Origin of the sequence: Sphingomonas sp. SORGH_AS_0879, from assembly GCF_030819175.1 — a bacterium.
GTDB lineage: Bacteria > Pseudomonadota > Alphaproteobacteria > Sphingomonadales > Sphingomonadaceae > Sphingomonas.
Genome location: NZ_JAUTBJ010000002.1, coordinates 3669769 through 3686506, shown reverse-complemented (window position 1 = coordinate 3686506; position 16738 = coordinate 3669769). Strand labels below are relative to the sequence as shown.

General features: G+C 64.8%; 13 protein-coding genes. 4 read left to right on the top strand and 9 right to left on the bottom strand.

The window, feature by feature from the left end; translation table 11 throughout:
- Positions 1-9: 9 nt before the first annotated feature.
- The 4 genes from QE379_RS17220 to parE form a co-directional block, all read right to left on the bottom strand.
- On the bottom strand, positions 10-924 hold the full coding sequence (locus QE379_RS17220) for an Hsp33 family molecular chaperone HslO (RefSeq protein ID WP_307002353.1): 915 nt from the start codon (positions 922-924) through the stop codon (positions 10-12).
- A 117-nt stretch (positions 925-1041) separates the two neighbouring features.
- Entirely contained in the window at positions 1042-1965 is a 924-nt protein-coding gene (gene argF / locus QE379_RS17215) for an ornithine carbamoyltransferase (RefSeq protein ID WP_307002350.1), read from the bottom strand.
- A gap of 52 nt (positions 1966-2017) precedes the next feature.
- The gene (locus QE379_RS17210; protein ID WP_307002348.1) at positions 2018-3208 is read right to left on the bottom strand and encodes an aspartate aminotransferase family protein; all 1191 of its coding nucleotides are present in this window, start codon (positions 3206-3208) and stop codon (positions 2018-2020) included.
- A gap of 91 nt (positions 3209-3299) precedes the next feature.
- Positions 3300-5279 (bottom strand): DNA topoisomerase IV subunit B, encoded by a 1980-nt coding sequence (parE, locus tag QE379_RS17205; RefSeq protein ID WP_307002346.1) that lies wholly within the window; start codon positions 5277-5279, stop codon positions 3300-3302.
- 152 nt (positions 5280-5431) lie between these two features.
- Here parE and QE379_RS17200 point away from each other — a divergent pair, with 152 nt between their 5' ends.
- Complete coding sequence (locus QE379_RS17200; RefSeq protein WP_307002344.1) at positions 5432-6289, top strand: outer membrane protein; 858 nt, start codon at positions 5432-5434, stop codon at positions 6287-6289.
- A gap of 190 nt (positions 6290-6479) precedes the next feature.
- On the opposite strand, the gene QE379_RS17195 is transcribed toward QE379_RS17200, so the two are convergent.
- A complete protein-coding gene (locus QE379_RS17195; protein WP_307002343.1) occupies positions 6480-7124 on the bottom strand; it encodes a GcrA family cell cycle regulator in 645 nt (214 codons plus the stop codon).
- An 87-nt stretch (positions 7125-7211) separates the two neighbouring features.
- Here QE379_RS17195 and QE379_RS17190 point away from each other — a divergent pair, with 87 nt between their 5' ends.
- From QE379_RS17190 to queE, 3 genes are all read left to right on the top strand, one after another.
- Positions 7212-8063: an ABC transporter permease gene (locus tag QE379_RS17190; protein WP_307002342.1), complete on the top strand. Its 852-nt coding sequence runs from the start codon at positions 7212-7214 to the stop codon at positions 8061-8063.
- Positions 8064-8292: 229 nt separating this feature from the next.
- Positions 8293-8988: a 7-cyano-7-deazaguanine synthase QueC gene (queC, locus tag QE379_RS17185; RefSeq protein ID WP_307002340.1), complete on the top strand. Its 696-nt coding sequence runs from the start codon at positions 8293-8295 to the stop codon at positions 8986-8988.
- A gap of 4 nt (positions 8989-8992) precedes the next feature.
- Positions 8993-9625, top strand: a complete 633-nt coding sequence (gene queE, locus QE379_RS17180) for a 7-carboxy-7-deazaguanine synthase (RefSeq protein WP_307002339.1) — start codon at positions 8993-8995, stop codon at positions 9623-9625.
- A gap of 113 nt (positions 9626-9738) precedes the next feature.
- On the opposite strand, the gene QE379_RS17175 is transcribed toward queE, so the two are convergent.
- The 4 genes from QE379_RS17175 to ligA form a co-directional block, all read right to left on the bottom strand.
- The gene (locus tag QE379_RS17175) at positions 9739-10536 is read right to left on the bottom strand and encodes a LytTR family DNA-binding domain-containing protein (RefSeq protein ID WP_307002338.1); all 798 of its coding nucleotides are present in this window, start codon (positions 10534-10536) and stop codon (positions 9739-9741) included.
- Positions 10533-11672, bottom strand: a complete 1140-nt coding sequence (locus tag QE379_RS17170) for a sensor histidine kinase (RefSeq protein WP_267435250.1) — start codon at positions 11670-11672, stop codon at positions 10533-10535. Before QE379_RS17170 ends, QE379_RS17175 begins: the two co-directional genes overlap by 4 nt.
- Positions 11673-11772: 100 nt before the next feature.
- A complete protein-coding gene (locus QE379_RS17165; RefSeq protein WP_307002337.1) occupies positions 11773-14325 on the bottom strand; it encodes a TonB-dependent receptor in 2553 nt (850 codons plus the stop codon).
- Between the two features lie 274 nt (positions 14326-14599).
- Complete coding sequence (ligA, locus tag QE379_RS17160) at positions 14600-16738, bottom strand: NAD-dependent DNA ligase LigA (RefSeq protein WP_307002336.1); 2139 nt, start codon at positions 16736-16738, stop codon at positions 14600-14602.

Sequence of the window (16738 nt, the reverse complement as noted above, 5' to 3'; positions counted from 1 at the left end):
AAAGGGCGGTCAGGCCGTCGCCTCGGCGTCGTAGCGAACCGGGAACTTCTTGGCGCAGAACGCGCAATCCACCTGGATCAGGCCATCGGCGTCCGCCATGTCGCGGCGTTCCTCGACCGAGAATTTGGTGATGACGCTGGCGATGTAATCCGCTGAGCAGCGGCAACCGCGCACGATCGCCGGAGCCTGGGTCACGCGGACATCCTGTTCCTCGTTGAACAGCCGCCATACCAACGTCTCCAGCGGCAGTGCGGCGTCGGCCAGCTCCTCGGCCTCCATGGTCTGGCCCAGCGCCTGGACATGCTCCCATTCGGGATGGTCAAGCTTGACGTGCAGCCGCTCGCGGCCTTCCTCGCCCTCGGGCAGATGCTGGAGGAACAGGCCGCCCGCGACGGTGCGCCCGTCGGGCCCCTTGCTGATCCCGACGCGCAACAGGCTGGGGATCTGCTCCGACTGGGTGAAATAGCTCTCTGCCGCCGCCGACAGCGTCTCGCCGTCGATCGGCACGATGCCCTGATAACGCTCGCCGGTCACCGCCAGGTCGAAGGTGATCGCCAGATAGCCCTGGCCGAACAGCGCGAACAGCGTCGGGTCGGCGGGCAACTCGGCAAGCTTGTCGGCATCGAACTGGACATAACCGCGAAGCTCGCCGCCGCGATAGTCGCACACCAGCAACTGGATCACGCCCGTATCGCTGCGCGTCTGGATGGTAAGTTGGCCGTCCGCGTCCTTCAGCGTGGTGCCGATCAGCGCGGTCAGGGTCAGCGCCTCCGCCAGCAACCGCTCGATTGCCGGGGGATAGGCGTGCGCCGTCAGAATCTCGTCCAACACCGGGCCCAGCCGCACCAGACGCCCGCGCGCATTCTGCTGGGGAATGGTGAAACCGATCGCACGGTCGAGTTCGGGCAGGGTGATGTCGGTCATGCTCGTGCCTTTACGCTCCGGTTGGCGGCCGGGCGATATGGTGCCGGTCTGGCAGGGAAAGAGAAAAGGCCGACGAACCCGCCGGCCTTTCCTTAGATAGGATGGGTCGGCCCGCGATCAACCGATCTGGCCGAAGCACCAGCGCAGGACGGACTTCTGTGCATGGAGCCGATTCTCCGCTTCCGGCCAGATCAGCGACTGCGGACCGTCGATCACCTCGCTCGTCACTTCCTCCTCGCGATGCGCGGGCAGGCAGTGGAGGAACTTCGCATCCGGCTTGGCCAGCGCCATGAGGTCGGCATTGACCTGATAGGGCATCATCGCGGCCAGCTTTTCCTCAGCATGGGCCTGGCCCATCGAGATCCAGGTGTCGGTGACGACGATGTCCGCGCCCTCGACCGCCGCACGCGGATCGGTGGTGCAGGTCGCACGCCCCCGGCCCAGCTCCAGCGTACCCGGTGCCGGGTGATAGCCATTGGGGCAGGCGGCGACCACGTCGAAGCCGAGCAGCCCGCCCGCCTCGACGATCGAGTGCAGCACGTTGTTGCCGTCGCCCAGCCAGGCGACCTTCAGGCCCGACAGGGTCTTGCCCGCCTCGATCACGGTCAGCAGGTCGGCCATGATCTGGCAGGGGTGCGACAGGTCGGTCAGGCCGTTGATGACGGGGACACTGGCATAATGCGCCATCTCCTCGACCTTGGCATGGTCGTCGGTGCGGATCATGATCGCATCGGTATAGCCCGACAGGATGCGCGCGGTGTCGGCGATCGTCTCGCCGCGGCCCAACTGCATCGTGCCCGCATCGAGCACGATCGAGGTTCCGCCCAACTGGCGGATCGCCATGTCGAAGCTGACGCGGGTGCGGGTCGAGTTCTTCTCGAACACCATGGCCAGCGTGTGACCGGCGAGCGGGGCATCGGCATCGGCGCGGCCCTTGGTGAAACCGGCGCGGGCGGCCTTGCGGGCCTGGGCATCGGCAAGAATGGCGGTCACACCCTCGGGACCGGCGTCGGCGAGGTTCAGGAAGTGGCGGATCGTCATGGGGCAATACTCCGTCCCCCGGCGATTGGCGTCGCCGGGGTGGCAGGGATCATCAATCGTCGGCGGCGGGGACATAGACGCGCGCGGCGTCCGACAACTTCGTCGCGAACTCGGTGATGTGGCTTTCTTCGATGGTCAGCGGCGGCAGGATGCGGATCACATTCTCGCCAGCCGCGACCAGCAGCAGCCCGTGATTGTCGCGGCAATGCGCCACGAAACGACGGCTGTCGCTCTTCATCTTCAGGCCCTGCATCAGCCCGTGGCCGCGCACTTCCTCGAACAGATGGTCGAAGTTCGGGATCATCTGCTCCAGCGTCGAGCGCAGGCGCTGGCCCATCGCCTCGACATGCTCGAGGAAGCCCGGTTCCTGCATCACGTCCAGCACCGCCTCACCGGCGGCCATGGCGAGCGGGTTGCCGCCATAGGTCGAACCGTGGGTGCCGATCACCATGCCCTTGGCCGCTTCCTCGGTCGCCAGGCACGCGCCCAGCGGGAAACCGCCGCCGATCCCCTTGGCGACCGCCATGATGTCGGGCGTCACGCCGTACAGTTCATGCGCGAAGAACTTGCCCGTCCGGCCATAGCCGCACTGCACCTCGTCCAGAACCAGCAACAGGCCATGCTCGTCGCACGCTTTCCGCAGCCCTTGCAGGAATTCCATGCTGGCGGGACGCAGGCCGCCTTCGCCCTGGATCGGCTCGACCAGGAAACCGGCGGTGTTCTCGTCGATCAGCGCGAGCGCGGCCTCCAGATCGTCGAACGGCGCATAGGCGAAGCCCGGCAGCAGCGGCTCGAACCCGTCGCGCATCTTGGGCTGGTTCGTCGCCGAGATCGCGCCCAGCGTCCGCCCGTGAAAGGCGTTGTTGAACGTGATCAGCGTATGCTTCTGCGGATTGCCGTTCGCGAAATGATAGCGACGCGCGGTCTTGATCGCGCATTCGACCGCCTCGGCACCCGAATTGGTGAAGAACACCGTATCGGCAAAGGTCGAATCGACCAGCCGCTGCGCGAAATGCTCACCCTGCGGGCTGCCGTACAGGTTCGACACGTGCATCAGGGTGGCGGCCTGTTTGGCGATCGCCTCGACCAGCTTCGGGTGGCCATGGCCCAGCGCGTTCACCGCGATCCCGGCGGCAAAGTCCAGATATTGCTCGCCATTTTCGCCATAGAGGTAGACGCCCTCGCCTCGGACCGGACGCACCCCGCACCGTGGGTAAACGGGCATCAGGGCGGTGATGGTCACGGAACGTCTCCTTCAAACAGCAAAGGGCGGCTCAAAGGGCCGCCCGATGGCACGTTAGCCGATCGCAAAAAGCGAAACAACACCCGCCCGGTCAGGCGTCGATCACCTCTTCGTCGAGGCGCGCCGCATTTTCCTGGATGAAGGCGAAGCGGTGGGCCGGGTTGTTGCCCATCAGCCGATCGACCAGATCCTTCACACCCGCGCGTTCCTCATATTCCTGGGGCAGGGTGATGCGGATCAGGCTGCGGGTTGCGGGGTCCATGGTGGTTTCGCGCAACTGGCCGGGATTCATCTCGCCCAGCCCCTTGAAGCGCGCCACATCGACCTTCTTGCCCTTGAAGGCGGTGCGCTCCAGTTCGGCGCGGTGGGCGTCGTCGCGGGCGTAGAGCGACTTGGCCCCGACCGTCAGCCGATAGAGCGGCGGTTGCGCGAGATAGAGATGTCCGCGCCGCACGAGGTCGGGCATTTCCTGGAAGAAGAAGGTCATCAGCAGCGTGGCGATATGCGCGCCGTCCACGTCCGCGTCGGTCATGATGACGATCTTTTCGTAGCGCAACTGCGTCGGGTCGCAATCCTTGCGGGTGCCGCAACCCATCGCCAGCGTCAGATCGGCGATCTCCTGATTTTGCAGGATCTTGGCAGAGGTGGCGCTGGCGACGTTCAGGATCTTGCCGCGGATCGGCAGGATCGCCTGCGTCTTGCGGTCACGCGCCTGCTTCGCCGAGCCGCCCGCCGAGTCGCCCTCGACGATGAACAACTCGGTCCCCTCGGGACTGTCGGCCGAACAGTCGGTCAGCTTGCCGGGCAGGCGCAGCTTGCGTGCGGAAGTCGCGGTCTTGCGCTTGACCTCGCGCTCGGCCTTGCGGCGCAGGCGCTCGTCCATCCGGTCGAGGACATAGCCGAGCAGCGCCTTGCCGCGATCCATATTGGCCGAGAGATAATGGTCGAAATGGTCGCGCACCGCCTTTTCCACGAGGCTGGCGGCTTCGGGGCTGGTGAGGCGGTCCTTGGTCTGGCTCTGGAATTGCGGTTCGCGGATAAAGACCGAGAGCATCAGTTCGGACCCGACCATCACGTCGTCGGCGGTGATGTCCTTGGCCTTTTTCTGGTTCACCAACTCGCCGAACGCGCGCAAGCCCCGGACCAAAGCCTGGCGCAGGCCCTGTTCGTGCGTTCCGCCATCGGGGGTCGGGATGGTGTTGCAATACCAGCTATAGCTGCCGTCGCTCCATAGCGGCCAGGCGACCGCCCATTCGACGCGGCCCTGCTCGGCGGGAAAGTCCTGATTGCCCGAGAAGAAATCGGCCGTGGCGCATTCGCGGCCGGCAATCTGTTCCTTCAGATGATCGGCGAGACCGCCGGGGAACTGGAACACCGCCTCGGCGGGCGTGTCGTCCGAGATCAATTCGGGCGCGCAGTGCCAGCGGATCTCGACGCCCGCGAACAGATAGGCCTTGGAGCGGACCAGCTTGTGCAACCGCGCGGGCTTGAAGATCAGTTCGGGCCCGAAAATCTCGGTATCGGGGGTGAAGGCGACACTGGTGCCGCGCCGGTTGGGGGCGGCGCCCACCGTCTCCAGCGCGCCCAGCGTTTGCCCGCGCGCGAAACGCTGGCGATAGAGCACCCGCTCGCGCGCCACTTCGACCACCGTGTCCGACGACAGCGCATTGACCACCGAGATGCCGACGCCGTGCAGACCGCCCGAGGTGGCATAGGCCTTGCCCGTGAACTTGCCGCCAGAGTGCAACGTCGAGAGGATCACCTCCAGCGCCGACTTGTCGGGGAATTTGGGGTGCGGATCGACCGGGATGCCGCGACCATTGTCGACGATGGTCAGGCGGTTGCCCGGCTCCAGCCTGACCTCGATCCGGTTGGCATGACCGGCCACCGCCTCGTCCATCGCATTGTCGAGGACTTCGGCGGCCAGATGGTGCAGCGCACGCTCGTCGGTGCCGCCGATATACATGCCCGGACGGCGGCGCACCGGCTCCAGCCCCTCCAGCACCTCGATCGAGGAGGCGTCATAGGCGGGCTGGGTGCGGGCCGCGCCCGCGAACAGATCATTGGACATAACGGGAACCATAGGGCCTTCCGGCCCCCCGCGCCAGCGCCCCGGCGCAGGGCGCGAATGCGACAAAACTTTGCTTGGGTTAAGTCGCGGGATATTTCCGGCCCGCCCACCCGTTTGCCCGGAACCTTAAGCCAAGGGACACGGGAGTATTTATGGTCAAGTTTTTGATGGCGGGGGCCGCGGCCTCGGCGCTTTTCGCCTCGCCGGTCATGGCGCAGGACAGTTATGCCGAAACCGATCGCGCGCCGTTTTCGGGCGTCTATGTCGGCGGCAGCTTCGGTTATGACGTGCAGGGCAACGACGCCGGGTCGCGCATGTTGTTCGACCGCAATCTGGACGGGCGGTTCGGTGACACCGTGACCACCTCGGCCGGGGGCAATGCCTTTTCGCCGGGCTTCTGCAACGGCGCGGCACGCAGCACGCTCTCGCCCCAGAATGCCGCGACCGGGTGCAACAACGACAAGGACGGCATCGCCTATTATGGTCGCGTCGGCCTCGACCATCAGGCGGGCAATATCGTGTACGGTGTCGTTGGCGAATTCGGCAAGACCGAGATCAACGACAGCGTCTCCGCCTTCTCGACCACGCCCGCCTGGTACACCCTGACCCGCAGCGTCGATTGGGAAGCTTCGGTCCGGGGACGCGCGGGCTATGCCGCGAACAACACCCTGTTCTACGGCACGTTCGGCGGTGGCTATGCGCGGATCAACCGCAGCTTCACCACCTCGAACACCGCCAACGCCTTCGCGCTGAGCGGTGACCGCAACCAGTTCGGCTTCCTCGGCGGCGGCGGCATCGAGCAAAAGATCGGGCGCAATGTCTCGATCGGCATGGAATATATGTACCACCAGTATCGTGACGACGACACGCGCGTCCGCGTGACCCAGGGGACGGCCCTGGCGACCAATCCGTTCGTGCTGGCGCCCAATACGGCGGGAACGGATATCCGGCGGTCGGACGACAAATTCCGCTGGCATTCGCTGCGCGCGACGGCGGCGTTCCGGTTCTGACGATGGGGGCGGTTCCTGTCGGGGCCGCCCTTCTCGCTAAGTGTTGGGGCGTGCACTTCGACTTCGCTCAGTGCGAACGGAGGCTTGGTCCTGAACGCCGTTCAGCCTGAGCGCAGTCGAAGGCCACGCGCCTCCACCCACGAAAAACACACCGGTCGCGAAACCGGCGGGCTTGTTTCATCGATCCCGATCAGCGGACGCGCGGGCCGCCAAAGGGCAGGGGCGGCGGCGGGCGGCGGTCGCGACGCGGCATCTGCGCCTGATAGGCATGGCCGCAATGCGCGACGCAATAGGGGAAGCCCGGATTCACCTTCTCGCCGCAGAAGTGGAAGTCCGGCTCGCCCGGATGGCCGATCGGCCATTTGCAGATGCGGTCGTTCAGGTCGAGCAGCGAGGTCTTGCCCGCGATCTCGGCACTCGGCTTGGCGGGGACCAGGCGGCGCGGCGGCGCGGGCGAGGGGGGGGGCTGCTGTTCGCCGGGCGACTGGCGTACGAATCCGCCGGGGCCGACCGAGCGCAGGATCGGCTGCGGTTCGCGCACAGGCGCGGCTTCCGGCTCGTCCTCGACGACTGGCGCGGCACGTACGGGCTCGGGCTGCGGTTCCGGCGCGGGAGGTGGCGGTGGCGGGGCGGCCACGATCGGCTCGGCGGCGGGAGCGGCGGCGGGCTCGTTGGCCTTCACCGGCGACGGACGCGCCTGAAGCCCCAGGCGATGTGCCTTGCCGATCACCGCGTTGCGGCTGACTTCGCCCAGTGCTTCGGCGATCTGGCTGGCGGTCTGTCCCGCCTCCCACATCGTCCTGAGCGTATCGATCCGCTCATCGGTCCACGACATTCGAAACCTTTCCTCACTTCATCATCGCACCGGCCAGTGATTGTACCGGCTTGCGGGCGGCCACGGCAACGGTTACGCGCTATGCCGATGAGCAGCCAGCCCCCAATCGGAGAAATTCCCCCGGCGGTGCGCGCCGCCCCCGGTGAGCCCGTAATCCGGAACATCAACTGGGGCGGCCTTCGAACCCTCTATATCAAGGAGGTGCGCCGGTTCTTCAAGGTGCAGCTCCAGACGATCTGGGCACCATCGGTCACGACGCTTCTCTATCTGATCATCTTTACCACCGCTTTGGGCGGACGTCACGCGGTGCCGGTGGCGGGGATGCAGGTGCCCTTTGCCGATTTCATCGCGCCGGGCCTGATCGTCATGGGCATGATGAACAACGCCTTCGCCAATGCCAGCTTCTCGCTGCTGGTCGGCAAGATCCAGGGTACGATCGTCGATTATCTGATGCCGCCGCTCTCGACCGCCGAACTGCTCGCCGCGCTGGTCGGTGGGGCGGTGACGCGCGCGGTGCTGGTCGGCCTGACCGTCTGGGTCGCGATGGCGATCTGGCCCGGCGTGCATGTCACGCCGCACGTCTTTTTCGCGGTCGTCTGGTTCGGCCTGTTGGGATCGGTGTTCCTGGCGTTGCTGGGCGTGCTGACCTCGATCTGGGCAGAGAAGTTCGACCATGCCGCCGCCGTCACCAATTTCGTGGTCGTACCGCTGTCGCTGCTGTCGGGCACCTTCTATTCGGTCGATGGCCTTGCTCCGGCGTTCCGGGCGATCAGCCATGCCAACCCGTTCTTCTACGTCATCTCGGGCTTCCGCTATGGTTTCCTGGGGTTGGCCGACTCGCCGGTGACGTTGGGCGGAGTCATCGTGCTGGCGATCGATGCGGCGATGGCGATCCTCTGCTATGTTCTGCTGCGCAAGGGCTGGAAGCTGAAGAATTAAGCCGGGGCCGCTTAACCCGATTTTCACCCACCTGGGTCTATGAACGGGTCTCTGCAGTAGCGGAGACTCCCTCGTGCCGGGTTTCAGCATGCCCGGTCAGGTCCTTTTCGGGAACGCGATTCAGTGCCGCCTGTCGGCAGGCCGGTCGCGGTCCCGACCTTTACCCGACGCCGTCGCCTTAGCGTCGGGTTGCAACACCGCGACAATCGGCGTAGCGGTCCCACCCATCATGACATCTTCTGCTCCCATGGCGGTCGTGCTCGTTTCGGGCGGGCTGGACTCGATGATTTCCGCTGCTTCGGCCAAGGCCGCAGGCTATCGTGTGCTCGCGCTCTCGGTCGATTATAACCAACGCCACAAGGTCGAACTCGCCGCCGCCGCGCGAGTCGCAGAGGCGCTGGGGGCTGAGCGGCATATCGTCCTGCCGCTCGATCTGTCCGCGTTCGGCGGATCGGCGCTGACCGCCGATATCGACGTGCCCAAGGACGGGGTGAAGCCGGGCATCCCCGTCACCTATGTCCCCGCGCGCAATACCATTTTCCTCAGCCTGGCGCTGGGCTGGGCCGAGGCGGCGGGCGCGCGCGACCTGTTCATCGGGGTCAATGCGCTCGACTATTCGGGCTATCCCGACTGCCGCCCCGAATTCATCGTCGCCTTCGAGGGGCTGGCGGAGATCGCGACCAAGGCGGGCGTCGAGGGCCAGCCGTTCAAGATCCACGCGCCGCTCCAGCACATGACCAAGGCCGATATCGTGCGTGAAGGTACGCGGCTGGGCGTCGATATGGGGCTGAGCTGGTCCTGCTACGATCCGACGCCGGAGGGGCTGCACTGCGGCGAATGCGACAGCTGCCGCCTGCGCTCCAAGGGGTTCGAGGAGGCCGGGATTCCCGATCCCACCGCCTATGCGGTCAAGCCGCAGGACTAAGCGCATGAGCTATGCCGTCAAGGAGATGTTCCTGACGCTCCAGGGCGAGGGCGTGCAGGCCGGGCGGCGGGCGGTATTCGTGCGCTTCGCCGGGTGCAACCTGTGGTCGGGCCGCGAACAGGACCGGGCGACCGCCATCTGCCGGTTCTGCGACACCGATTTCGTCGGGATCGACGGTTTGGGTGGCGGGCGATTCGCCGATGCGGCGGCGCTGGTCGCGGCGGTCGAGGGTTTTTGGGGCGAGTCGCGGGATGAGCGCTTCGTCGTGCTGACCGGGGGCGAGCCGATGCTCCAGGTCGACGATGCGCTGGTCGATGCGCTTCATGCCGCCGGTTTCTTCATCGCGATCGAGAGCAACGGGACGATCGCGGCACATCCGGGCATCGACTGGGTGTGCATCAGCCCCAAGGCGGGGTCGGAGGTCATCCAGCGTTCGGGGCAGGAGTTGAAGCTGGTCTGGCCTCAGGCGGGGATCGATCCGGCGGACGTCGAAGGCTGGGCGTTCGCGAACCATCTGCTCCAGCCGCTGGACGATCCCCGCGCGGAGGACAATCGCGAAGCGTGTATCGCCATGGTGATGGAGCGCCCGCGTTGGCGGTTGACGCTTCAAACGCACAAGATGCTGGGATTGCGATAAGTTCGTTCGGCTGAACTTGTCGTGTGCGCTTCGACTTCGCTCAGCGTGAACGGCTGTTGAGATAAATCCCAACCTCCGTTCAGCCTGAGCGAAGGTTAGGGACGGACCTCAGATCAGTGAACGAACCGCGCCACCACGTCGCGATAGCTGCGCGATACCTTCACCTGCGCGCCCGATTCGAGCAGCAGGAAACACTCGCCATTGGTGTGCGGCTTGACCTGCTTGACCAGGTCCAGATTGACGATGGTGGAGCGATGGACCCGCTGGAACCGGCGCGGGTCGAGCCGCTTTTCCAGGTCCTTCATCGTCTCGCGCAACACCAGCGAGTTGTCGCCGGTGTTGATGACCATGTAATCGCCCGCCGCCTCGATCATCTCGATCGTGTCGACATCGACGCGGAAGATTTGGCCGCGATCCTTGATGTTGATGAGCTTCTCGAAGCGGCTGGAGGCCACTTCGCCGCCTTCGTTCAACTCGGCCACCGCCTCGGGCGCATGTTCGGCCAGCACTTCCTTCAGCTTCTCGATCTCACCCGCGCCACGCTTCTCGCTGAGGCGCTGGCGCACGCGGTCGAGCGTGTCGGCCAACCGCGCCTCCTCGACCGGCTTCATCAGATAATCCACCGCTTGCGCCTCGAACGCGCGCAGGGCGTGGTCGGAATAGGCGGTGACGAAGACGAACAGCGGCGGCTCGACCTCCATCAGGCCCTGGATCACCGAAAAGCCGTCGAAACCCGGCATCTGGATGTCGAGGAAGACGAGGTCGGGCTTGTGCGTCTTGATCGCGCGGATCGCCTCGCGCCCGTTCGAGCAGCGCTCGATGATCTCGACGTCTTCGTGCGCCTGGAGACGGATCTCCAGTCCCTGGATCGCCAGGGGCTCGTCGTCGACGAGGATGGTGCGGATGGTCATGCGGCCTCTCTGTTCACATTCTCAAGCTGGAAGGGGATCTCGATCTCGACCGAAAACCCTCCAGCCGGCGCGGAGCGGGATTCGAAACGATGGTCCGGGCCGTAAGCCTGGGCCAGCCTTTCGCGGATATTGGACAGTCCAACGCCGGTCGAAACGCTTGAGGAATGACGGATTTCGTGCAAGCCGGGGCCGGTGTCGGATACGGCGATCCGCACCCGTTGCCCGACCAGTCGCACATCGACGCGGATTTCCGCGCCCTCTTCCTGCGGCGTGACGGCGTATTTGATAGCGTTCTCGACCAGCGGTTGCAGCAGCAGCGAGGGCAGCCGGGCCCGCTCGGCCCGCGGGTCGATCTCGAAACTCGGGCGCAGGCGATCCTCAAAGCGCATCTTCTCAATTTCAAGATAGAGTTTCAGCGTTTCAACCTCTTGCGCCACGGTGACATGCGCCGTGGGCTCGTTCGCCAGGGTGTAGCGGAGGAAGGCTGACAGCCGGCTTAACATCGCGTTCGCCCGCTCGGTCTGTTTCAGCAGCACCAGCGTCGAGATGGAATTGAGCGTGTTGAACAGAAAATGCGGGTTCAACTGATAGCGCAACATCGCGAGTTGCGCGGTCGAGGCCTGAAGCTCCAGCGCGCGCATCTCGTCGATCTGGCTTTCGACGATCAGATAATAGTTGATCGCGAAATACAGCGCCGACCATCCCGCCAACACGTTGAAGGTGATGAACAAATTGCCGATCAGCAGGCTGACCGTCACCCCCGGTTGGGTCGTGGTGATGAACGAGAAGGAGAAGGCGTTGAGTGCGGCATAGAGGAAGGTAGCCGCCGCCAGCGTTGCCAGCGTCAGGAACACGCCCATGATCCGCGGCAGGCGGCGATAATAGCCGTAGAGCGTCGAGAGCAGCAGGGTGATGCAATAGCCCAGGATCGCCTCGATGATCACCGGGATGATCTTCTCCAGCGAAAAGCCGTTGGAGATGCCGACGACCGACCGCTGGACCAGATAACCCGACCAGCCGACCGCCTGGAGGATCCAGAAGGCGCGCGCCTTGTTCTCGAAAAACGGCCGCACCGACAATTGATCGGATGCGGAAGGTGAAGCGACGAACGACGCGACGGGCGAATGGGTGGCCATGGCCGGGCGACATCTACACGGCTGGGCCCGGAAGGGCAAAAAAAGGGGCCGCCCTTCCCGAAGGAGGGGCGGCCCCGACTATGCGTTTGCTTGGCTTCGATCAGAAGCCGAAGTGTATCGACCCGATGATGGTGCGCGGCGCACCAAAGGTATAGCGCGTCGTGCTGGTGTTGGTGGTGCCGGTGCTGAGGTTGCCGAAATAACGCTCCTTGAGCAGATTCGACACGTTCAACTGGAAAAAGCTGTCCTTCAGGCCCAGCGATGCCATGCTGAACCGCGCGTCCAGATCGACCAAGGTGTAGCCCTTGCTGATCAGGTCATTGACGTCCGTTACGAAACGGTCGCCGGTGTGCTTAGCCTGAACGCCGACTGAGAGCGGTTCGAAGTTGAACTGCGCACGGCCACCATATTGCCACTTCGGCGTCTCGACCACGAACTTGCCCTTGGTCGCGGCGAGGACTTGTCCATTGGACGGATTGACCGCGTCCGAAAGCAGTTCGGAATCGAGATAGGACACGAAGCCATAGATCGAGAAGTGGCGGCTCGGGTTGATGCCCAGGCTGGCGTCGATGCCCTTGGTCTTGGTCGCGCCCACGTTGCGGTCGATGTTCAGCGTGCCGCCGCCATCGAGCTGCACCAGCGAAGAGATGATCCGGTTGTCATATTTGATGTACCAACCGGCCACCTGTGCCTGGATCAAACGCGAGGTGTAGCGCAGCCCGAGATCGAACGAGTCGGTCTTTTCCGGCTTCACCGCCGCGACCGGCGAAACTTCGACGTCATCGAAGCCATAAAGGTTGTCGGTGCGCGGCACCGAGTAACCCTTGGAATAGCTGCCGAACATGCTGACCTTATCGGTGAAGTTATAAGTATAGCCGACATTGGGCAGTACTGCGCTATAGGTTTCGATGCGGTTGTTGTACGGCGCGGCCAGTTGCACGCTGGCAAGAGAGGTGTCCAGCGCGCGAACCTGTGCCACCGTTTGCGACGTGCAATAGGCGTCGTTCGAGCTGCCGGCAATCGTCCAGCAATAGTTGCTGAGATTGCGGCGGAAGAAGGGCGCGCGCAGACCCAGCGCAATCTTGAAGCGGTCTTCGAAGAAGGAACCGCGATACTCACCGGAAATCTGGTGCAGGATTGCGTAGGACAGGCGGTTGCGCTTGTTCAGCACATTGCCTGCGGCGTCCTTGACGGCATAGGGGCCTTCGCCGTCAAGCGCGCTGAACGGCTCGCGTGGATCGCCCCATGGGGTTAGGAGGCTGGCTTCGCCGGTCTGACGATGACGCGCGCGGTCCCAGGTATAGGCGATGCGGATCAGGTTATTGTCGTCGATCTGGTAACGCAGGCCCGCGATCGCGGTAAAGCGCTGGGTGCGGGTGTTCGACGGAAAGTAGACGCGGACATAGTCCAGCGTATCGCCGTCGCCGTTCAGGTCGGCACCTGCCGCGACGCCCGCGCCGACACGGGTATATTGGTTGGTATAGACGTTCGACAGGAACGCATCGCGTTCCGAGAACACGGCCGTGCCGCCGCCGTTCGCCCGGGTGAAAGAATAGGCGCCATCGAAGGTGAACAGCAGCTTGTCGCTGAGCGTCCAGCGCGAGTTCAGGCGGACATTGCCGGTGTTCGACGGATTGGCGTTATAGCCATAATAGTTGCCGCAAGCGTTGCGATCGTCCTGCGAGCTGTTGTTGCCCGCTGCCGCATTGCCCGAGGGCAAGGTGCAGTTGGCGTCGTACCGATAGAGCGACGAGGTGTTGTTGAACACCGTGTCATACTGATCGCGGTTCAGATCCAGCGTATAGGGGGTAGCGGGCGAAATGCCGGTGGACGGCACCACGCCTGTTCCCAGCACCGTGCGAATGTTGCCGAGGCTGGGGTTGCTGTAGAAATTATTGCGATTCTGGTTGTAGTGGGCCGCCAGCGAGATGAAGTCGCCATTGCTGCCGATCGGCTGATAGATCTTGCCGTTGAACTGGGTCTTGTGGATCTCGCCGGGACCGCGGAACTGATTGTAACGCTGGTTGCTGGCCGACACCCAGGCCTTGGTGCCGAACGAGGTCAGCTCACCGAGGTTCACCAAGCCAAATACGCGATTCATGTTGTTGGTGCCGTGCGAATAGACGGCGGCGGCATGGCGATCGTCGGTCGGGGTCAGCGAGCGGTAGTTGACCGTGCCGCCCGAAGCCGCGGCCGTCGGCGAGTCGACGTCGGTCGCGCCGAAATTGACGTTTACCTGCTCGATCAGCTCGGGATCGAGCTGCTGGTTCGAGTAGATGGCGTAATTCCCCGAGTCGTTCAGGGGAATGCCGTCAAAGGTCAACGCGATGCGATTGCCGTCGAAGCCGCGGATACGAATCTGGCCACCTGAGGAACCGTAAGCGTCGGAGTTGGTGAAGCTCACGCCCGGAATCTGGTTGAGCGTGTCCAGGATGGTCTGACCGGGCGCCCTGCGTTCGATAAGCTCCTGGGTGATGACGGCCTTCGCCTTGGGCGAATCGGGAATCTGGATCCCGTTGACGCTTGAGGGCCCGCGCTCGCCCGTGACGACGACTTCTTCTTCGACGTCGACCGTGCCAGTAGACTGAGCAAAGGCAGCGGTCGGAAACACGAGCGCAGCAACAGCCGTGCTCAAGAACAGAGTAGTACGCATCAATGGTCCCCTTTTCGCACCGGGCGGCGCGTTCCGACCGCTCGTGCGGCTCGGTTAGGCGTGCCCCTGCGCTCCGAACATTGCCGTTATGTTACAAAGGGCGGGGCGCCGACAGGGGGTGTTTCACTCGGTTGGCGGGCGTTGCAGTTTGGCAACGCTTTCAAACACGGTAACGGCTCTATCGCATTCAATAGGCGTCGGAAATTCTGGGGTCTAGTGACGTCCGGGCCTGCGGGCGGGATGGAGAAGACGTTCAGGATGCATCCGCCATGGCTCAGCCGCCCGCGACCAGCGCGTTCCAGTCGGTTTCGTCAATCACGGGAATCCCCAGATCCTGCGCCTTTTTCAGCTTCGACCCCGCGCCCGGCCCGGCGATGACCAGGTCGGTCTTGGCCGACACCGAACCCGAGACGCGCGCGCCCAGCGCCTCCGCCTGGGCTTTGGCCTCGTCGCGCGACAGGGTTTCGAGCGTGCCGGTGAAGACCAGGGTCTTGCCGCTCACCTCCGATTCGCGCGTGCGGTGCACCACGTCCTGCGGCGTGACTTCGCGCAGAAGGTCGTCGACGACCTCGCGGTTATGCTCCTCGGCGAAGAAGTCGAGCAGCGCGTCGGCGACCTCGGGGCCGATCTGGGGCGTGTCAATCGCGGCGACGATGGCGCGCTGGCGCCGCAGCTCGAACTTGCGGTCCGGCTCGCCCAGGGCGGGGACGGTTTCGGCTCGCACGGTCAACGCGGCGTCGATCATCGCGCGAAAGCCCGCCATCGAGACGAAGCGGCGGGCCAGGTCCCGCGCGGTGATCTCGCCGACATGGCGGATGCCGAGCGCGAAGAGGAAGCGGTCGAGCGAAATCCGCCGCCGTGCGTCGATCGCGGCGAGCAGCTTGTCGACCACCAGCTCCGACATGCGCTCCCGCTGGATCAGCGCGTCGCGGTGGTGGTGCAGCCGGAAGATATCGGCGGGCGAGGCGATCAGGCCATCGCGGAAGAACTCCTCGATCCGCACCAGCCCCAGCCCGGTGATGTCAAAGGCATGGCGCGAGACGAAATGGATCAGCCGCTCGACCCGCTGGGCCGGGCAGATCAGGCCGCCGGTGCAGCGAATGACGACCTCGCCCTCCTCGCGGGTGGCGAGGCTGCCGCATTCGGGGCAGTGATCGGGGAAGACGAAGGGTTCGCGGGGCGTCTCGCGGGTCAGGTTCTCGACGATCTGCGGGATGACGTCGCCCGCGCGTTGCAGCACGACCCGGTCGCCGGGGCGGACGCCCAGCCGCTCGATCTCGTCGGCATTGTGCAGCGTGGCGTTGGTCACGACGACACCGCCGACCGTCACCGGCTCCAGCCGCGCGACGGGGGTCAGCGCGCCGGTGCGGCCGACCTGGATATCGATCCTTTCCAGCGTGGTCTGCGCCCGCTCGGCGGGGAATTTGTGCGCGATCGCCCAGCGCGGGGTCCGCCCGACGATCCCCAGCCGCGCCTGCCAGTCGAGCCGATCGACCTTGTAGACGACGCCGTCGATATCGAAGGGCAGGTCGGCGCGTTGCGCCTCGATCGTGCGATAGATGTCCAAAGCGGCGGCAGCATCGGGCACGCGGGCGAAGGCGTCGGCGATGGGAAAGCCCCAGCGGCGCCATGTCTCGACCATGTTGAACTGGGTTTCGGCAGGTACCTCGCTCGCTTCGCCCCAGCCATGCGCCAGGAAGCGCAAGGGACGGCCCGCCGTGATCGCGGGGTTCTTCTGGCGGAGCGAACCGGCGGCGGCGTTGCGCGGATTGGCGAACTGGCGCGCCTCCTTGTTCGTCTCCGCCGCTTCCTGCGCCAGCCGGGCGTTGAGCGCGGCGAAGTCGACCTTGCTCATATAAACCTCGCCGCGCACCTCGAATACGGCGGGGGCGGGATGGGGCAGGGTCTTGGGCACGTCGGCGATGGTGCGGACATTCTCCGTCACATCCTCGCCGATCATGCCGTCCCCCCGGGTCAGCGCCTGGACCAGATGGCCATCGACATAGCGCAGCGAGCAGGACAGGCCGTCGATCTTGGGCTCGGCGGTCAGGGTGACCGGTTCGTCCTCGGGCAGCTTCAGGTAACGGCGGACGCGACCGACGAAGTCCTCGACCTCTTCGTCCGAAAAGGCATTGTCCAGGCTGGTCATCGGCCGGGCATGGGCGACCTTGGCCAGATGCGCGGCGGGGGCGGCACCGACCTGGGTGCTGGGCGAGTCGGTGCGGATCAGATGCGGAAAGGCGGCCTCGATCGCCCGGTTGCGGCGGACTAGCGCGTCATAATCGGCGTCCGAAATCTCGGGCGCATCCTCGCTGTGATAGAGGCGGTTGTGATGGGCGATCTCGCGGGCGAGCGTGTTGAGCTCGGCGGCGGCTTCGAGATCGGTTTGCGGCAAGAGGGTCTGGGGCGTCAC

What these genes read in the sequence shown, in the direction of transcription:
- QE379_RS17220 (WP_307002353.1), bottom strand. Translation starts at nt 924, where the DNA reads ATGACCGACATCACCCTGCCCGAACTCGACCGTGCGATCGGTTTCACC.
- argF (WP_307002350.1), bottom strand. Translation starts at nt 1,965, where the DNA reads ATGACGATCCGCCACTTCCTGAACCTCGCCGACGCCGGTCCCGAGGGT.
- parE (WP_307002346.1), bottom strand. Translation starts at nt 5,279, where the DNA reads ATGTCCAATGATCTGTTCGCGGGCGCGGCCCGCACCCAGCCCGCCTAT.
- QE379_RS17200 (WP_307002344.1), top strand. Translation starts at nt 5,432, where the DNA reads ATGGTCAAGTTTTTGATGGCGGGGGCCGCGGCCTCGGCGCTTTTCGCC.
- QE379_RS17195 (WP_307002343.1), bottom strand. Translation starts at nt 7,124, where the DNA reads ATGTCGTGGACCGATGAGCGGATCGATACGCTCAGGACGATGTGGGAG.
- QE379_RS17190 (WP_307002342.1), top strand. Translation starts at nt 7,212, where the DNA reads ATGAGCAGCCAGCCCCCAATCGGAGAAATTCCCCCGGCGGTGCGCGCC.
- queC (WP_307002340.1), top strand. Translation starts at nt 8,293, where the DNA reads ATGACATCTTCTGCTCCCATGGCGGTCGTGCTCGTTTCGGGCGGGCTG.
- queE (WP_307002339.1), top strand. Translation starts at nt 8,993, where the DNA reads ATGAGCTATGCCGTCAAGGAGATGTTCCTGACGCTCCAGGGCGAGGGC.
- QE379_RS17175 (WP_307002338.1), bottom strand. Translation starts at nt 10,536, where the DNA reads ATGACCATCCGCACCATCCTCGTCGACGACGAGCCCCTGGCGATCCAG.
- QE379_RS17170 (WP_267435250.1), bottom strand. Translation starts at nt 11,672, where the DNA reads ATGGCCACCCATTCGCCCGTCGCGTCGTTCGTCGCTTCACCTTCCGCA.
- QE379_RS17165 (WP_307002337.1), bottom strand. Translation starts at nt 14,325, where the DNA reads ATGCGTACTACTCTGTTCTTGAGCACGGCTGTTGCTGCGCTCGTGTTT.